The sequence below is a fragment of the Daejeonella sp. JGW-45 genome (assembly GCF_029360805.1).
In the GTDB taxonomy this organism is placed as follows: Bacteria; Bacteroidota; Bacteroidia; order Sphingobacteriales; family Sphingobacteriaceae; genus Daejeonella.
Window position 1 is genome coordinate 703,985 of the sequence record NZ_JARKNC010000008.1, and the last position, 17,920, is coordinate 721,904.

The window sequence follows — 17,920 nt, forward strand, 5'->3', positions numbered from 1 at the left end:
GTAATAAATAAATGTATATTTTTATTTTTAAAAATCATACTTCCCATTCTCAAACCCGGTAAGTTTTAAAGACAGCCTAAGATGAAAAATTCAACCCTTATATTATTCTCAACCGGGATCTTGCTTTCACTATTATCCTTTAGGATGCTGACCCAAACGTCAAAACCCCGGATCCTGGTTTTCAGCAAGACACCGGAGTACCGGCACGAGTCGATCGCTGCAGGAAAGGCTGCAATTATGAAACTCGGCAGAGAACAGGGCTTTTCGGTTGATACCACAGAGGATGGAAGATATTTCACAGAGGATTCCTTAAAAAAATACAAGACCGTTGTATTTCTGAACACCACAGGAAACATTCTCAATACGCCCCAGCAAATAGCCTTTGAACGCTATATACAGGCAGGAGGCGGCTATGCCGGCATCCACGCTGCGGCGGATACCGAATACGACTGGCCCTGGTACGGCAAACTTGTGGGTGGGTATTTTGCCAGTCACCCTAAAATCCAGGCAGCTGTGATTAATGTGGTAGATCGTACAAATGCAGCCAGCAGTCATTTACCAAAAAAGTGGAAGCGAACTGACGAATGGTATAACTATAAAAACCTTAATCCAGACGTAAAAGTCCTTGCATATCTGGACGAATCCAGTTACGAGGGCGGGCAAAATGGCACAAACCATCCTATTTCCTGGTATCATGCGTTTGACGGGGGCAGGGCTTTCTATACAGGCATGGGGCACACTGACGAAACGTTTTCCGACCCCTTGTTCTTAAAGCACCTTCTGGGGGGCATAAAATATGCAATGGGAAACAACACTGTACTTGACTACTCAAAAGCAAGCACCCCGAACGCACCAGAGGAGAACAGGTTTGTACGAACAGTTTTAACGCAGGGGACGCTGTTTGAGCCAACGGAAATGGCTATCCTTCCCAATCTTGATATACTTTTAGTGCAGCGGCGCGGCGAGATCCTTTTATATAAAGAACAAACCAAAAGCATTAGTCAGGTCGGTTCGCTAAATGTTTACTCAAAGACCTCAGTTCCGGGTGTGAATGCTGAAGAAGGCATATTAGGTCTGGCTGCCGACCCCCGATATAAAGAAAATAATTACATCTATATTTTTTACAGCCCGACTGACACGTCAGTAAACCGTTTATCACGATTCCGATTCGTGAATGACCAGCTCGACCGATCCTCGGAAAAGATCGTCCTGGAGCTTTATTCACAGCGCGAGATCTGCTGCCATACAGGAGGTTCGATAGCTTTTGGCCCCGATGGTCTGCTTTATCTTTCAACGGGAGATAATTCAACGCCGTTCGATGTTCCGAATCAAAAATTTACCAACAAGGGCTTCGCGCCTCTCGATAACCGCCCCGGATTGGAACAGTATGACGCGGGAAGAAGTTCGGGAAACACCAACGACCTGCGAGGAAAGATCTTACGGATCCGGGTTCTGCCCGACGGGTCCTATCAGATCCCTGAAGGAAACCTGTTTCCACCCAATACACCGAAAACGCGCCCTGAGATCTATGTTATGGGAAACCGCAACCCGTACAGGATATCGATAGACAGTAAAACCAATTTCCTATACTGGGGCGAAGTAGGACCGGATGCAGCGAATGATATAGCGGAACGAGGACCTCGCGGTTATGACGAATTAAACCAGGCAAGAAAGGCAGGCTTTTTCGGCTGGCCTTTCTTTGTGGGGAACAACTATCCTTACCGCCGTTATGATTACAGGACCGGCACGAGTGGTGAGGCTTTCGACAAACTTAAGCCGGTAAACAACTCGCCTAATAATACGGGCCTCGAAGATCTGCCGCCAGTATCTCCCGCATTTATCTGGTATCCCTATGCAGCATCGAAAGAATTCCCTCAACTTGGAACAGGCGGAAGAAATGCGGAAGCCGGACCTGTGTACTATAGTGAATTGTTCCCTAAGGAGACTCGCTATCCGGATTATTTCGACGGCAAGCTATTTATGTACGACTGGATACGAGGCTGGGTTAAGTTAGTCACCATGAAGCCCAATGGCGATTACGACAGCATGGAGCCTTTTATGGGATCAACATCGTTTATCGCTCCGATAGACATGGAGGTTGGTCCTGATGGCAGATTATACATCCTGGAATATGGAAAGGGGTGGTTCTCTAAAAACGTAGATGCCGGCCTGGTGAGAATAGATTACGTTGCCGGTAACCGGCCGCCAAAGATAGACGATTTGATGATCAGCAGCACAAGCGGGATCATGCCTTATAAGCTGCAGGCAAAAGTAGCAGCGGCCGACCCGGACCGGGACGACCTGACATATTTATGGGATTTGGGCAACGGAGTTAAAAAGACGACAAATCAGCCCTCTATTGAATATGTGTATACCAAAACCGGCGAATATCCGGTTAGTGTGCAGGTTACTGACAAGACCGGTGCAAGCACGGTAAGTCCTGCAAAAAGCGTATTTGCAGGAAATGCACAGCCTAAACTGAATATCGCGTTAAAGGGTAACAAGACGTTCTATTTCCCTAATAAGCAGGTTGAATACACCGTCAATGTAAGCGACCAGGGTTCAGCAGTTAACAGGGCTAAGATCTATGTCAGTACTACTTACACTAAGGGAATTGATATGGCCGGGGCTTCTCTGGGGCACCAGGAAGTACCCGAGATACAGGTTGGTGAAAGCCTGATGCTGAAATCAGATTGCTCTGCCTGTCACAAGGTAAATGCACCTTCGGTGGGGCCTTCTTTCACTCAGGTATCATCAAAGTACGGGAAGGACCCTAATGCTTTGACCTATATAGCTGCAAAAATTCTGAAAGGCAGCAGCGGGGTTTGGGGGGAAGTGGCTATGCCGCCACATGCAAGTATGCCAGAGGATCAGGCTCAGAAAATAGCGGCCTACATTTTATCGCTTGGCAGCAAAACCTCCACCAGGCCGAGTCTTCCGGCACAGGGTAAGATCATGCCGGCGGCCGGTTCCGGCGAGAACACAACTCTGAACATTCACGCGTCGTATACCGACGCAGGCTCTGCAAGTGTAAGGCCATTGACCGCGTCGGGAGTGGTTCATCTGCGAAGCAATAGTATACATGCAAGAGAGATCAGCCAACGCGCCCGGCTGAATTTAAAGGATTCAACGGCGACAGGCCTTATCGGCTATCCGCAAACCAACGGCTGGATGAAATTAAGCGGCATAGACCTGACCGGGATCAGCAGCATTAATCTAAGCTCTATCAACGGACAAGACGAGGGAGGCTTCACCGTAGAGATCAGGCTGGGTCAGGAAACAGGTCGATTGATTGGCCGCGGTGACGTTAGCTCAGGTGGCACTCAAAAACAATTTAACAGCCTGATTAAATTGCAGCCAGTTGCTGATGCAAAGCGCCATGATGTTTATATCATCATAAAGTCTTCAGCGCCGGTCAGGCGACGGCCATTTCTGCAATCACTAACTTTTAATTCTATCTAAATATTATTACAAAATGAACAGAAAACTACGGATGGGGATGGTCGGCGGTGGCAAGGACGCCTTTATAGGCGCCATCCACCGGATAGCGGCAAACATGGACGGCCTGGCAGAACTGTCGGCAGGCGCTCTGAGCATAGATCCTGATATAGCGCGCGAAAGCGGTAAGATGTTATTTTTACCGGAGGATCGAACATACGTGAGTTTCGAGGAAATGATCGAAAAGGAGAGCAAGCTGCCCGCCGACAAGAAAATAGATTTTGTCACCATAGTTACGCCGAACTTCGCTCATTTCGCACCGGCCATGGCAGCCCTGGATAAAGGCTTTCATGTAGTTATCGAAAAACCGATTACATTCACTCTTGAAGAAGCCAAACAGCTCCGGCAAAAAGTTAAAGAAACCGGACTCATCCTGCTCCTCACCCACACGTATGCAGGGTACCCTATGGTAAAACAAGCTAAACAGATGGTAAAAAATGGAGCCCTGGGCAGGATCCGGAAGATCTATGTTGAATACCCACAGGGATGGTTAAGCCGTCTGTCAGAAAGAGAAGGAAACAAAGGGGCTGCATGGCGCACAGATCCTAAAAAATCAGGCAAAAGCGGAAGCATGGGCGATATAGGCACTCATGCCGCTCATTTAGCAGAGTACGTATCAGGGTTGAAGATCACAAAAGTTTGCGCCGACCTGAATATTGTTGTGGAGGGAAGACAGCTTGACGATGACGGGAGTGTGCTTCTTAAATTTGAAAACGAGGCCAGCGGTGTTCTTATGGCTTCACAGGTGGCTGCAGGTGAAGAAAATGCGCTAAAGATCCGGGTTTACGGAGAAAATGGCGGCTTGGAATGGGCCCAGCAGGAGCCAAACACCCTGTTGGTAAAATGGTTCGACAGACCTACCGAGATACTCCGGGCAGGCGCAGGGTATGCCGACAGGCTTTCTTCTTATGCAACACATAATTGCCGGACTCCGGGAGGGCATCCTGAGGGTTACCTTGAAGCCTTCGGAAACCTATACCGGAATTTTGCATTAACATTGTCGGCCAGGATCGACGGCGTTGAGCCTTCTGCGGAAATGCTCGACTTCCCTTCTGCAGAAGAGGGTGTCAGGGGTATGGCGTTTATTGAGAACGTGGTAAAAAGCAATGCAAGTAATGAAAAGTGGACCGACTATACTGTTTAACATTTAGGATATGACTACGATTAAAGGGCCGGGAGTATTTCTGGCGCAGTTTATAAGTGATGAGGCACCATTTAACAGCCTCGAATCCATTTGCAAATGGGCAAAAAGCCTGGGCTTTATCGGGGTTCAGATACCCACACTCGACCCCCGCTTTATTGATCTTCAAAAAGCAGCTGAGAGCAAGACATATGCTGATGAGATCAAGGGAATTGTCAACTCATGCGGCCTGGAGATAACCGAATTATCTACACACCTGCAGGGGCAGCTCGTGGCAGTTAATCCGGCTTTTGATAAGCCATTCGACGTGTTCGCTCCGGCGCATTTGCAAAATAACCCTAAGGGAAGACAGGAGTGGGCAGTGCAGCAAATGAAATACGCCGCGACAGCTTCCAGAAATCTCGGTTTAAACGCTCACGCCACATTCAGCGGCTCGCTGCTTTGGCACATGTGGCATCCATGGCCGCAACGGGCTGATGGACTCGTGGATATGGCGTTCACGGAACTCGCCAAACGGTGGAGGCCGATCCTGGATCACTTTGACAGGGAAGGTGTGGATGTTTGTTATGAGATCCATCCAGGTGAAGACCTTTTCGACGGAATAACCTATGAGATGTTCCTGAAAAAGGTAAACAATCATCCGAGAGCCTGCCTGTTGTATGATCCCTCCCACTTTGTATTACAGCAACTGGATTATATCCAGTATATAGATCATTACCACGACCGGATCAAAGCATTTCACGTTAAGGATGCGGAATTTAATTCTACTGGAAAGCAGGGAACTTTTGGCGGCTATCAAAACTGGGCGAACCGTGCCGGGCGTTACCGCTCGCCGGGCGATGGACAGGTTGATTTCAAACGCATCTTCAGTAAGCTGACACAGTATGATTATTCTGGCTGGGCAGTAATGGAATGGGAATGCTGTATCAAACACCCGGAGGATGGCGCGCGCGAGGGATCTGCATTCATAAAAGATCACATTATCCGGGTTACGGAGAAAGCGTTCGATGATTTTGCAGGGGGAGCCAGCAATGACGAGCTGAACCGTACGATCCTGGGGATATAAATTAAAAACTGTAACTTCACAACGCTGTTAACATGATACAGCAGATCTTAAAATAACGAACGTTGCATGGGCTTACCGCTCAGCCATGAAGATAAGCTCATGCAATCCCGCGCGTGCGGGACATAAAAAATTACACACTAATGAAAAAAGCAATTCTTATTCTCGGAATATGCAGCGTGATAATAGCTTGCAACAGTAATGAAAAAACCGGCTCGTCAGCAGATTCCTCATCGCCCGGCCAGGATCAAAGCGCGGTTGCGCAGCAGCCGGATGTCGATACTAATGTGAACAAGATCGGAACGGATTCGCCTGTTGCATCGGCAGGGAAAGGTGAAGAGCTAATTAATAAAAGCGATTGTCTCACCTGTCATAAAGTTGATGTAAAGCTTTTGGGACCAGCTTACCAGGATGTAGCGGCAAAGTATGCAGCAACTGATGAGAATATCAAGATGCTAGCCGGCAAGATCATCAATGGCGGCAGCGGTAACTGGGGCGACATTCCCATGGCTCCACACCCGTCTATTTCAGAAGCTGACGCCACTGAAATGGTTAAATATATCCTATCCTTAAAAAAATAACATATGAGATCTTTGAGTTTTGTAATTCTTGCCGCAGTGATTTTATCAGCATGCAGCTCCGGAAGAAATGCTATGAACAGTTCAGAAAGTAAAGGCTGGCAAAAATTATTCGATGGGAAGACAACCAGCGGATGGCACACCTATGGCAAATCTGCCGCGGGTACTGACTGGAAAGTAGCAGACGGGGCTATATTTCTTGATGCAAAGAACCGGACTCCCGGACAGGGCGGCGACCTGGTTACAAATGAAGAGTTTACGAATTACCACTTAAAACTGGACTGGAAGATCTCAAAAAACGGAAACAGCGGTATTATCTTCAATGTCAACGAAGACCCGGCTAAGTATAAAGCAACATACAATACAGGCCCTGAAATGCAGGTTCTGGACAATGATGGACATGCCGATGGTAAGATCATAAAACACCGCGCGGGAGACCTCTACGACCTGATAAAGAGCCGCAAGGAAAATGTCAGGCCTGTTGGCGAATGGAACACCTCTGAGATCATCCTGAATAATGGCCAGCTTGAGTTCATCCAAAACGGCGAATCAATTGTTAAAACAACGATGTGGGATGATAACTGGAATCAACTGGTAGCCGGCAGCAAGTTTAAAGCATGGCCAGGCTTTGGAACATACAAAACCGGAAAGATAGCACTGCAGGATCACGGAGATGAGGTTTGGTATCGGAATATTGTTATAAAACGACTTTAGTTTTTGAGGAGGGGAATTTCAAACGTTCAGTTTTATTCTTAAGGTGAAGGCTGAGCCGACTAACATTCGGAGCTGAAAGTTGTAAACTGAAAGCTGAAATAAGCCTAGCGATTAAGAGAGGATTTAATGGTTTTAACAGTACTTACAAGCATTTGAATTATTTCGCTGCAATCTGGGATAATGGACGAAAACTCTTCTTCAGTGAGATAATGTGAATCTTTCAGCAAAAGCAACCAAAACTTAGTCTCATTGGCTTCTTTCAAAGCAATGTTCATTTTATTTAGAAAGTCCGCTTTTGACTGTGCATGTTCTGCTTCATAGCTAAGAGCATCAGGAGCTGTTCCGCTTCTCAATAGCTGTTTGGAAAGCACGAATTCCCTTCTAGTTTCACATAAAAACTTATAAAGCTTTACGATCCTTATTGCAAATGCATACGTTTTAATCTGGATAAGGCTGTCTCTCATTAAATTGCTGCATTATATACGTTGCAACTTAATGAGAGAATAGGTGATTTGAGTAAATAATTATTTTACGACACAAGCCCTTGATTTAACGGAATTCAGTCTCGCTTTCCGTTTTCAGCTTTCAGTTTTCAGTTTTCAGCTTTCAGTTCCCAACTCTCAACTTATTGAGATTTCCCCCGGGCCAGCACAGGTATAATTGACTCAACCTTATCATTCCTGATCCCGTAAATTATATCATACAGGTTAACGATGGGATCACAGTGGGGAGCTATAATTTCCAGCTTATCACCAACTTTATAGGTCTTATTTGCTTTCTCAAACGTTATAGCCCCAAACTCGTCGGAGCCGGCATTATAGTTAAATCCAGGTTCGCCGATTACAAGCGGAGTGGGTTTATTAAGAGTGAATGCTTTCGCGCCGGAATCTGTTGTCAGACGGCCGGGAACACGGTTGTTAATGACGGTGGCTATAACCGTCAGCGAAACGTCGAAATCATCAAATACCGTTTCATTTTTCTCCCCTCCTATTTCCACGTACTGGCGGTCCATGAATAGGTAGCTTCCCACCTGAACATCGGTAAATCCGGGAACTACACTCATGATGTCGTAAGTACCTGTCCCTCCTCCGCTGAATATCTCCATGTTCAACCCCGCAGCCTTCATCATATCGTAAGTTTTTACAACCGGCTCGAAGGTTTTCAGTGCACGTTCCTGTCGTGCCTTGAATCCAACTACATGCTGGACGCCACCATCGTAAGCAAGTATACCGCAGAATTTGAGATTCGGCATTTTATCAATCATTTGCGCAAGCGCCAGAGCCTGTTCACCAGGAGCCACGCCGGTTCTCCCGATCACGTCTATGTCAAGCGTAACCTCGGCTTTAATACCTGCCGCTTTTGCTGCGTCCTGAAGGTCCTGTATGTTTTGAGCGTTATCTACAGCCTGAATAAAGCCGCTGTGCTTCTTCCGGAGCGCCATCGCTTTAATAATCTTCGGAGCCGAAACATTTACAGTGGTCAACAACACATTTTTAATCCCATTCTCCAGCATCACCTCTGCTTCGCCAAGCTTAGCAGCACAAACCCCCAAAGCTCCGGCGGCAACTTGCATTTTAGCTATAGCAGGCGATTTATGAGTCTTGACATGCGGGCGTACACCTACGCCGGTGCCTTGCAGACGAGTATGTACTTTCTTAATATTCCGCTCCATTTTGTCGAGATCGACAATTAACGCGGGTGTATCGAGATCCCATTTAGATTTGCCGATTGCCCCTTTATCTAAAATCATTTCTAAATTTTTAGCCTGTAAGGCGGGAGCTAATAAAGTTCCGGCGCCGGCCAGGGCGCTTGTTTGCAGAAAATTGCGACGGCTGAAAGACGACATAGTTATTGTGTTTAGGTTGTCATAAATCTAATATTTATTTTTCATTTGTTTTATGAGAAAGCGAGAGACTGCAAAAACCGGTGAATTAAAGCAACGACTGTAACAATAGGGTGTGCTTAAACACCGCTCATTCTCCGCTTGAGGTCCGGTTTAGGAATGGTTTAGGACCGCTTGGACTCCGGTTGCGGCCGGAACTGGCGGGCGAGCCGAAATTGGTGTCTATCGAATATAGAGTCTCACTGATCCAGGAATAAGAAAGGATACCACGAATGAAAATTTATTCTGAAATAATCAGAAAGTAATTCTTCTTGCCTTTTTGAGCCACGAGAAATCGTTCATTAATGAGATCAGAAGTTGAGAGTAAATGTGCGGGATCATCGACCTTCTGCTTATTAACAGACACGCCCCCGCCTGTTATCATTTTCCTTGCTTCGCCTTTTGACGGGAAAACAGAAGTCTTTTCTGCAAGCAGATCGGTTACATTAATTCCGGCAGACAATTCATCTTTTGACACAGCAAATTGAGGAAGGCCGTCAAAAACCTCCAGAACCTGCTCATTATTTAATCCATTCAGGAATTCGAGTGAACCTCCGCCGAAAAGAAACTCTGATGTTTTCAGGGCAGTTTGAAGAGCTTCTTCAGAATGGCTTCGCACTGTGATTTCTTCGGCAAGTGCCTTTTGAAGAATCCTTAAGTGCGGAGCCCGGTCATGCTCGGCTTCTAAGGCTTCGATCTCTTCCCTGGATTTCAATGTAAAGATCCGGATCCAGCTTTTAGCATCTGCATCCGTAGTATTTAGCCAGAACTGGTAGAATTTATAAGGAGATGTTTTGGCCGGATCAAGCCATACTGCACCACTTTCGGTCTTGCCAAATTTGGTACCATCAGCTTTTTTAATAAGTTGGGTTGTTATCGCATAAGCGGTACCGGCAGCTTTACGGCGGATCATCTCTGTACCGGTAACAATATTTCCCCATTGATCTGAGCCGCCCATTTGAACAAGGCAATTCTTTTCCTTCCAGAGATAATAGAAGTCGTAACCCTGCACTAACTGGTAGCTAAACTCAGTGAAGGACATGCCTGTCTCGCCTTCAAGACGCTTCTTAACAGAATCCTTCGCCATCATGTAATTGACAGTAAGATGCTTGCCTACATCCCGTATAAAATCAAGGAACGTAAAGTTCTTGAACCAGTCGTAATTATTCACCATTTCAGCACTTTTTGCCCCGCAATCAAAATCGAGGAATTTCTTCAGCTGAGATTCCAGGCATCTAACGTTATGGTTGAGCACGTCTTCCGAAAGCAGGTTCCGTTCGGCAGACTTGCCTGATGGATCACCAACCATACCCGTGGCACCTCCTACCAGGGCGACAGGTTTATGCCCCGCACGCTGAAAGTGGATGAGCGTCATGATCTGAGTCAGGTGACCGACATGCAGAGAATCAGCGGTCGGATCGAATCCTATATAGCCCGAGGTAAGTCCCTTATTAAGTTCTTCTTCAGTACCAGGCATTATATCATGCAGCATTCCCCGCCAGCGTAATTCTTCTACAAAATTCATTTGATTATCTCGTTTTTGCCTGCAAATATAACAGAATTGGCAACACACGGGCATTGCAAATTTTTCGTAAATTTATAGCAGACGAGCGCTAATACGTATTTCCCATATTAGTTTGAAAGAGCTTATAAATTCCCGCATGAACTTTTTGTCGCATTTTTACTTTGACAGGCATACCAGCGATCCAAACATCGTGCTCGGTACGGTATTGCCAGATCTTGTAAGAAATGCGAGAAAAGACTGGAAATTTCGCCCTGAAAAGAGGGAACACCTTTTTACAGGGCAGGCGGAAAAAGCTATCCTAAAGGGGTGGAAACGACATCTTGTTGTCGACAAACACTTTCATAATTCCGGCTTTTTTATCAAGCACACCAACGCCATACGAACGGCTATAGCACCTGTACTCGAAAATTCGCCGGTACGCCCCTCATTCCTGGCACACATTGCGCTGGAACTTATGCTTGACAGCATTCTGATCACTGATGATGTCATCGATGCGAACGATCTTTACTCTAACCTCCGGCGTGCTGACGACCTGGCTATCAATAAGTTTCTTAAACTTAACGCGATGGACGACACGGCTCACTTCTTCAAGTTCTTCGAGAAGTTTCTCGAATCAGGTTATCTCAACGGTTACCGCGAGGCACATAATATCATGTACGCCCTTAACCGTATCTGTACGCGAATCTGGCCGGACCCAATGAATGACACACAGTTACTGCAAGCGAGCGCGATCTTGCTTGGGTACCAGGACGAGCTCCGGGGGTGTTATGGAGAGATTTTTGAGGAAATCGGGAAAGTAGTTGAAAGTTGAAAGTGGAAAGTGGAAAGTTGATTTATCTTGTGAAGTAAGTTCCTCGTCGTAAGAATAATTATCACTTTCAATTTTCAACTCTCAACTTTCCACTTTTACAATTATCTTCGCAAATGTCCCTTTTCCAGATCAAAGAACGTATAGATACCCTCGTTAAAGAGCTTAACGGCCATAATTACAATTATTATGTTCTGGCACAGCCTACCATTTCGGATTTCGAATTTGATAAAAAACTGGCTGAGCTGGCAGAACTGGAAAAACAGTATCCCGAATACCAGGATCCGGATTCTCCGACGCAGAAGATCGGCGGTGATATCACAAAAGAATTTAAAACAGTACGGCATAAATGGCCGATGTTATCGCTCGGCAACACTTATAATGAGCAGGATCTCAGAGAATTTGACGAACGGGTGCGAAAAGCGATCGGTGACAGGTTTGAATATGTTTGCGAGTTAAAGTTCGACGGCCTTTCGCTGAGCCTTACTTACGAGAATGGGAAACTGACAAGAGCGGTGACCCGCGGCGACGGCACCCAGGGTGACGATGTAACGGCCAATGCCCGGACAATACAAACCATCCCCAAGATCATTCGCGGAAACGGATATCCGGAAATGTTTGAGATCCGGGGGGAAGTATTTATGCATAAGCCTGCGTTCGACCGGCTAAATTCAGAACGAATAGAGAATAATGAAGTGCCATACGCTAATCCCCGGAATTTTGCATCCGGCACTTTGAAGATGCAGGATTCGAGCGAAGTTGCTAAACGGCCGCTGGATTGCTTTCTTTACTTCCTCTACACGGACAAACGTCTCTACAATACTCATTGGGAAAGCCTTCTTGCTGTAAAAAACTGGGGCTTCCATATTTGCGAGCATACAAAATTATGCACGGATATTAGCGAAGTCCTGGATTTTGTACATCTGTGGGAGGAAAAACGGTTTGATTTAAGCTACGATATTGATGGCATTGTCATAAAAGTCAACAACTTCAGCCAGCAACAGGAACTCGGCTTTACCGCCAAATCGCCGCGCTGGGCTATCTCCTATAAATATAAAGCGCAGGAAGTCGAAACTGTGCTGGAAAAGGTGACTTACCAGGTCGGCCGTACCGGGGCCGTAACACCTGTTGCAAACCTCAAGCCGGTACTGCTTGCAGGTACAACAGTGAAGAGGGCAACATTGCATAACGCCAATGAAATAAGCCGTTTAGGTCTTCATGAAGGCGACACAGTGCTTGTTGAAAAGGGCGGAGAGATCATCCCTAAAATCATTGCTGTAAATACAATAAAAAGGAGGGCTGGTGCTGCAGCAATCAGTTATCCTGAAGTTTGTCCGGAGTGCGGCAGCAATCTTGTCCGGAAAGAGGGAGAAGCTGTACACTATTGCCCAAATGATGAAGCCTGCCCGCCGCAGATTGTCGGCAAGATGCAACACTTCATCAGCCGGAAGGCTATGAACATTGAGGGGCTTGGACAGGAAACTATTGATACCTTTTACAAGAAGGGCTTAATTGAACATATCAGCGATCTTTATACCCTTCATGAGAAAGAAGACCAGTTAAAACAGCTGGACCGTTTCGGTGAAAAATCCATCAGCAATATGCTGGAAGGCATAGAAAGATCCAAACAAATGCCTTTTGAAAAAGTATTGTTCGGGCTGGGTATACGCTACGTTGGCGAGACCGTCGCTAAAAAGCTTGCCGGACATTTCCGGAATATTGACAGCCTGATGAGTGCGAGCCTGGAAGAGCTTAGATCGGCGGAGGAGATCGGTGAGCGGATAGCAGAAAGCCTGGTCGAATATTTCCAGGGACCCCGGCATATACAACAGATTAACGAGTTAAAACGGCATGGGCTGCAATTCGAAAGCGCGGAGCAGACTGTGGAGCTGCAAAGCACGAAGCTGGATGGGCTATCCTTTATAATATCGGGGGTTTTTGAAAACTATAGCCGCGATGAGTTGAAAGACATTATTGAGGCCAATGGCGGCAAGATATTGAGCAGCATCTCTGCTAAATTAAATTATCTCGTTGCGGGCGACAATATGGGTCCTTCTAAGTTAGAAAAAGCAACAAAACTTAAAATTCCTCTTATTTCTGACATTGAGTTGCTGGAAATGCTGAAATAATCAGTAATATTTCAATAATCGTTTTAAACTAGAGGCTTATCCTCTTAAATTCGCAAAATAAATTCGTATAAAAAATACCAGAATGAACAAATTTCATGGAACAGGAGTAGCGCTCATTACCCCATTTAAAGCAGATGGCTCAGTTGATCATTCCGGTCTTAAAAATGTTATAGATTACGTTATTTCCGGTGGTGTAGAATACATTGTTTCTTTAGGAACTACAGGAGAAGCCGCCACCCTTTCAAATGATGAAAAGAAATCCGTTTGGGAAACTACAGCTGAGCATAATGCTGGCAGGGTAACACTTGTCGCCGGTATAGGAGGTAATAATACCGCAGAAGTAGTGCGTGACCTGAAAAACTTTCGAAATAAGGAATACGACGCGGTACTCTCAGTGTCGCCATATTATAGCAAGCCAACACAGGAAGGAATCTATCAGCATTATAAAGCAGTAGCTGAAGCATCTGATCTGCCGGTAATGCTTTACAATGTACCCGGGCGCACAAGTATGAATATGACGGCAGAAACGACTCTGCGGTTAGCCCATGATTTCAAAAACATTATTGCCACAAAGGATGCGTCCGCAAATTTTGACCAGTTTAATAAGATCATCCGCGACAAACCAGAGGATTTTCTTCTAATATCAGGTGATGATGCGATCGCGTTACCCCTGATATCTATGGGTGCAGCGGGAGTTATTTCTGTCGTGGGCAACGCGATACCCGGTCTATTTTCGACAATGGTGCGTATGTGCCTTGATGGCAAGTTTATAGAAGCTCAGCCACTTCACTTCAGCGTTATTGAAATTATTAACTTATTCTTCGCGGAGGGAAACCCCTGCGGCGTAAAATCTGCTATGAAGCTGCTTGATATATGTAGCGACACATTACGGCTGCCGATGGTAAATGTAAGTACAGATACCCGGGATCTAATTCTGAAGGAGCTGAAAAAACTAAATCTTGTTTCATAAAAAAACCCGTCTCTAGCTTATAGGACGGGCTTTAAATCTCTTCTGCAAAATTATTTTTTCTTAGCTTTTGCTGCTTCTTTGTTTTTAGTTTCCTGAACCTCAAGGCGGATGGCCTGAGCCAGGTTTTTAAGATCCTGCATGCCTTTTCTTACGCGGGTTCCTGCTGCGCTGTTAGCTTTGTTGTAGAATTTGTCAGCATCTGCTTCCAGTGATTCGAATAAACTTTTTGCTTCTTGGAATTTTTTCATGTTTGTATTTCTTTAGTTTAGAGGTTAGTACGATTACTATTAGCTAATGTATAATGTTTTTTCTTAAAAAAGAATATTTGAAAAAAATAAAATCATGCGTTTTTAGCGTTTTTTTCCACATTTATTGAGTTTATCCACAATAAAAATATCTTTTTAAATGCTAACCTATTTTAAATCAGCGATTTATAAAACAACTTTAAACAAAAAGCGCCCCTAATGGTGTTTAAGGGCACTTTTATTAAATTACGAGTATTTATACCTTCGCAAGGTTCTTCTCTTTATAATGGCCTTTTTTCAGCTTCACAGCAAGTTCACTGTATGCATCGAGAGTACGATTAACGTCTTCAATCGTATGCAAAGCTGTCGGTATTAACCTTAGCATGATCAGTCCTTTTGGTATAACGGGATACACAACTATCGAACAGAATATTCCGTAGTTCTCTCTCAAGTCCATAGTAATGGCCGTTGCTTCAGACAACTCCCCTTCGAGGAATACCGGCGTTACCATTGTATCAGTTACGCCAATGTTGAACCCACGTTCTTTTAAGCCATTTTGAAGGGTGGTAGCAACTTCCCATAATTTCTCTCTTAACTCCGGCTTGCTCTTTAACAACTCCAACCTTTTACGCAGGCCAACAACCATCGGCATTGGAAGCGACTTCGCAAATGTTTGCGATCTCATATTGTATCGCAGGAAGTTTGTAATTTCCTCAGTTGATGCAATAAAGGCGCCTATTCCGGCCATTGATTTTGCAAAGGTTCCGAAATAAATATCTATCCCGTCAATACAACCCTGCGCTTCATGAGTTCCCGCGCCGGTATTACCCATGGTACCAAAACCATGCGCATCATCAATTAGTATCCTGAAATTGAACTTCTTTTTAAGCCCGACAACTTCCTTAAGTTTTCCTTGTGCACCTGACATCCCAAATACACCCTCTGTAATTACGAGGATAGCACCGCCGGTATTTTCAACCCACCGTGAAGCGCGCTCAAGTTGCTTCTCAAGGCTTTCCATGTCATTGTGAGAATACACAAAACGCTTTCCCTGATGTAAACGAACTCCGTCAATGATACATGCATGCGATTCTGCATCGTAAACGATCACGTCATGGCGATCCACAAGTGCGTCGATTGCAGACATAATACCCTGGTAACCATAATTCAAAAGGAAAGAATCTTCCTTTCCAACGAACTCAGCAAGTTCCTTTTCGAGAGCTTCGTGATTGTTTGAGTTGCCTGACATCATACGTGCACCCATCGGATAAGCGAGGCCGAACTCCCTTGCACCCTCAGCATCAGCTTCACGTACTTCAGGATGATTTGCCAACCCAAGATAGTTGTTCAGACTCCACACTAAGTGCTCTTTCCCCCTGAACTTCATATGCGGTGCGATCTCGCCTTCTAACTTTGGGAAAGAAAAATAACCGTGCGCCATTTTTTGGTGCTGACCCAGGGGGCCCATATTTTTCGAAATTTTATCAAATAAATCCAAACCTTATAGTATTTAATGTTAGCGTATTTTTCTGCAAAGTTAAGATTTAGCGACCTGATTATCAAAAGCTAATTAATAGCCTGCAATAGTATCGCCATAAAACAAGAACGCCTCTATCCAACAGGCGAATAGAGGCGTTCATTCATTATGATTTACTATTAATCCACATTGTCGTGAAGAAAAGAATTATTCGGCCTGATCTCCGTGATTCCATCTTCGGTACTTAAAGTAAACCGCGAAACCTGTGATTCTGACGAATGCGGAACATCCTGCAGAGACATTTGCTTGCGTTTGTAAGCTGGTTCGTTTTCAAGCTCCTGAAGGCCATTGCTCGTGCGCAATTTCATGCTCAGGTCTTTCAGGCGAAGAATACGTTCTTTAGATTTTCTTAACTGTTCTTCGATAGATTCGTCAGTTTTATTCTCATCAGGGTTGGGCTGCTGCTCTTCTTCAAAAGCTTCTACCACAGGCAAATCTTCTTCTTTTGCAGTCTCTACTTTAAATACGAATTCATCTTTCTGAGTTTCAAATTCAAAAGAAGATTCAATTTTGATGCTGTCGGCAGGAATCTCATCGTTCAGGGTATGGCGCACATAATCTGCCTCTGGCGCGGACTCCATTTCAGCCTTGGGAGCACTTTGAAAGAAACCTGCAAAAAGATCTACCTGGCTCTCCTCCTTTTTCAAAACAGGCTCGTTTATCTCCCCTTCCACTCTTGGCGCAATGAAGGTATTTTCATGCACTGGCCTTACAAGCGGAGCCTGCTCAGGCGTAAGCAGGGAAACCTTACGTACCTGGCTCTTCTCTACTTCACGCTCTTCCTTGGTTTGGAAGCCTGTCGCAATAATTGTTACCGAGATTTTCTCTCCCAAAGCCTCATCTGAACAGTTACCCCAGATCAGATCAGCAGCAAGCCCCGCTTCCTGCTGAATATAATCGGTTATAATGCTTACTTCATCCATGGTAACTTCCTTGTCGCCGGAACTAATATTCAGGAGAATATAGCGTGCTCCCTCTATCTCATTATCCTTTAACAACGGTGATGCCAGGGCACCTTCAACTGCCCTCAAAGCCCGGTTTTCTCCTTCAGCGGCGTAGCTTCCCATTATGGCAACACCGCTTTCTTTCATAACGGTACGTACGTCTTTAAAATCAACGTTTATATAGCCTGGAATGGTGATGATCTCAGCGATACCTTTTGCTGCTGTAGTCAAAATATTATCTGCCTGAGCAAATGCTGACCCAAGCGTAAGATTGCCAAATATCTCGCGCAGGCGATCATTGGAAATTACCAGATAAGAGTCGACATATTTCTTAAATTCTTCCAGGCCGTCCTCAGCCTGAAGCTTTCTTCTTTTCCCCTCAAAAGAAAACGGAGTAGTAATAATGCCGACCGTGAGGATATCCATCTCTTTAGCAGCCTGTGCGATAATAGGACTTGCACCAGTTCCGGTACCACCGCCCATCCCGGCTGTGATAAAAAGCATTTTAGTATTGCTACCAAGCATCCGCTTAATATCATCAATATTTTCGATAGCTGAATTCTTACCGACCTCTGGGATCGATCCGGCTCCCATCCCTTCGGTAAGGCTGGCACCAAGCTGAACTTTATTAGGTATCGGGCTTAATTCAAGAGCTTGTGCATCGGTATTACATATAATGAAATCAACACCGGTGATCCCCTGACGATACATATGGTTAACAGCATTCCCGCCGCCGCCACCAACACCAATCACCTTAATGATCGATGATTTTTCTTTTAACATTTCGAACTGCATACTCTTATCAGTTAGGTAAAAATCTATGTTCTCTGACAGTTTCCGTTGTAATATTAGCTAATTATCAACATACGTTTTCCACAATTGTTGG

At 45.2% G+C, this 17,920-nt stretch carries 14 protein-coding genes; 8 read left to right on the top strand and 6 right to left on the bottom strand.

From position 1 onward, the window contains the following. The first annotated feature begins 81 nt into the window (after window positions 1–81). The 5 genes from P2W76_RS12715 (at window position 82) to P2W76_RS12735 (ending at window position 6,994) form a co-directional block, all read left to right on the top strand. A complete protein-coding gene (locus P2W76_RS12715; RefSeq protein ID WP_276348206.1) occupies window positions 82–3,462 on the top strand; it encodes a ThuA domain-containing protein in 3,381 nt (1,126 codons plus the stop codon). A gap of 13 nt (window positions 3,463–3,475) precedes the next feature. Continuing rightward, window positions 3,476–4,642, top strand: a complete 1,167-nt coding sequence (locus P2W76_RS12720; protein ID WP_276348207.1) for a Gfo/Idh/MocA family oxidoreductase — start codon at window positions 3,476–3,478, stop codon at window positions 4,640–4,642. A gap of 10 nt (window positions 4,643–4,652) precedes the next feature. Next, complete coding sequence (locus P2W76_RS12725) at window positions 4,653–5,705, top strand: sugar phosphate isomerase/epimerase (protein ID WP_276348208.1); 1,053 nt, start codon at window positions 4,653–4,655, stop codon at window positions 5,703–5,705. 140 nt (window positions 5,706–5,845) lie between these two features. Then, a complete protein-coding gene (locus P2W76_RS12730; protein WP_276348209.1) occupies window positions 5,846–6,283 on the top strand; it encodes a c-type cytochrome in 438 nt (145 codons plus the stop codon). 3 nt (window positions 6,284–6,286) lie between these two features. Continuing rightward, window positions 6,287–6,994, top strand: a complete 708-nt coding sequence (locus P2W76_RS12735) for a DUF1080 domain-containing protein (RefSeq protein ID WP_276348210.1) — start codon at window positions 6,287–6,289, stop codon at window positions 6,992–6,994. 104 nt (window positions 6,995–7,098) lie between these two features. On the opposite strand, the gene P2W76_RS12740 is transcribed toward P2W76_RS12735, so the two are convergent. From P2W76_RS12740 to tyrS, 3 genes are all read right to left on the bottom strand, one after another. Next, on the bottom strand, window positions 7,099–7,458 hold the full coding sequence (locus P2W76_RS12740; protein ID WP_276348211.1) for a four helix bundle protein: 360 nt from the start codon (window positions 7,456–7,458) through the stop codon (window positions 7,099–7,101). Between the two features lie 161 nt (window positions 7,459–7,619). Beyond that, a complete protein-coding gene (locus tag P2W76_RS12745) occupies window positions 7,620–8,744 on the bottom strand; it encodes a DSD1 family PLP-dependent enzyme (RefSeq protein ID WP_276348212.1) in 1,125 nt (374 codons plus the stop codon). A 373-nt stretch (window positions 8,745–9,117) separates the two neighbouring features. Then, a complete protein-coding gene (gene tyrS, locus P2W76_RS12750) occupies window positions 9,118–10,401 on the bottom strand; it encodes a tyrosine--tRNA ligase (RefSeq protein ID WP_276348213.1) in 1,284 nt (427 codons plus the stop codon). A gap of 136 nt (window positions 10,402–10,537) precedes the next feature. On the opposite strand from tyrS, the gene P2W76_RS12755 reads away from it, so the two are divergent. The 3 genes from P2W76_RS12755 to dapA all read left to right on the top strand — a co-directional run bounded on the left by P2W76_RS12755 (window position 10,538) and on the right by dapA (window position 14,308). Further along, on the top strand, window positions 10,538–11,212 hold the full coding sequence (locus P2W76_RS12755; RefSeq protein ID WP_276348214.1) for a hypothetical protein: 675 nt from the start codon (window positions 10,538–10,540) through the stop codon (window positions 11,210–11,212). A 113-nt stretch (window positions 11,213–11,325) separates the two neighbouring features. Beyond that, window positions 11,326–13,338, top strand: a complete 2,013-nt coding sequence (ligA, locus tag P2W76_RS12760; protein WP_276348215.1) for an NAD-dependent DNA ligase LigA — start codon at window positions 11,326–11,328, stop codon at window positions 13,336–13,338. An 82-nt stretch (window positions 13,339–13,420) separates the two neighbouring features. Further along, complete coding sequence (dapA, locus tag P2W76_RS12765; RefSeq protein WP_276348216.1) at window positions 13,421–14,308, top strand: 4-hydroxy-tetrahydrodipicolinate synthase; 888 nt, start codon at window positions 13,421–13,423, stop codon at window positions 14,306–14,308. 50 nt (window positions 14,309–14,358) lie between these two features. Here the strand turns inward: dapA and P2W76_RS12770 are convergent, their stop codons facing one another. The 3 genes from P2W76_RS12770 to ftsZ form a co-directional block, all read right to left on the bottom strand. Next, window positions 14,359–14,556 (bottom strand): histone H1, encoded by a 198-nt coding sequence (locus P2W76_RS12770; protein WP_276348217.1) that lies wholly within the window; start codon window positions 14,554–14,556, stop codon window positions 14,359–14,361. Between the two features lie 253 nt (window positions 14,557–14,809). Continuing rightward, window positions 14,810–16,051 (bottom strand): pyridoxal phosphate-dependent aminotransferase family protein, encoded by a 1,242-nt coding sequence (locus P2W76_RS12775; RefSeq protein WP_276348218.1) that lies wholly within the window; start codon window positions 16,049–16,051, stop codon window positions 14,810–14,812. 158 nt (window positions 16,052–16,209) lie between these two features. Continuing rightward, window positions 16,210–17,829, bottom strand: a complete 1,620-nt coding sequence (gene ftsZ / locus P2W76_RS12780; RefSeq protein WP_276348219.1) for a cell division protein FtsZ — start codon at window positions 17,827–17,829, stop codon at window positions 16,210–16,212. Between the last annotated feature and the right edge of the window lie 91 nt (window positions 17,830–17,920).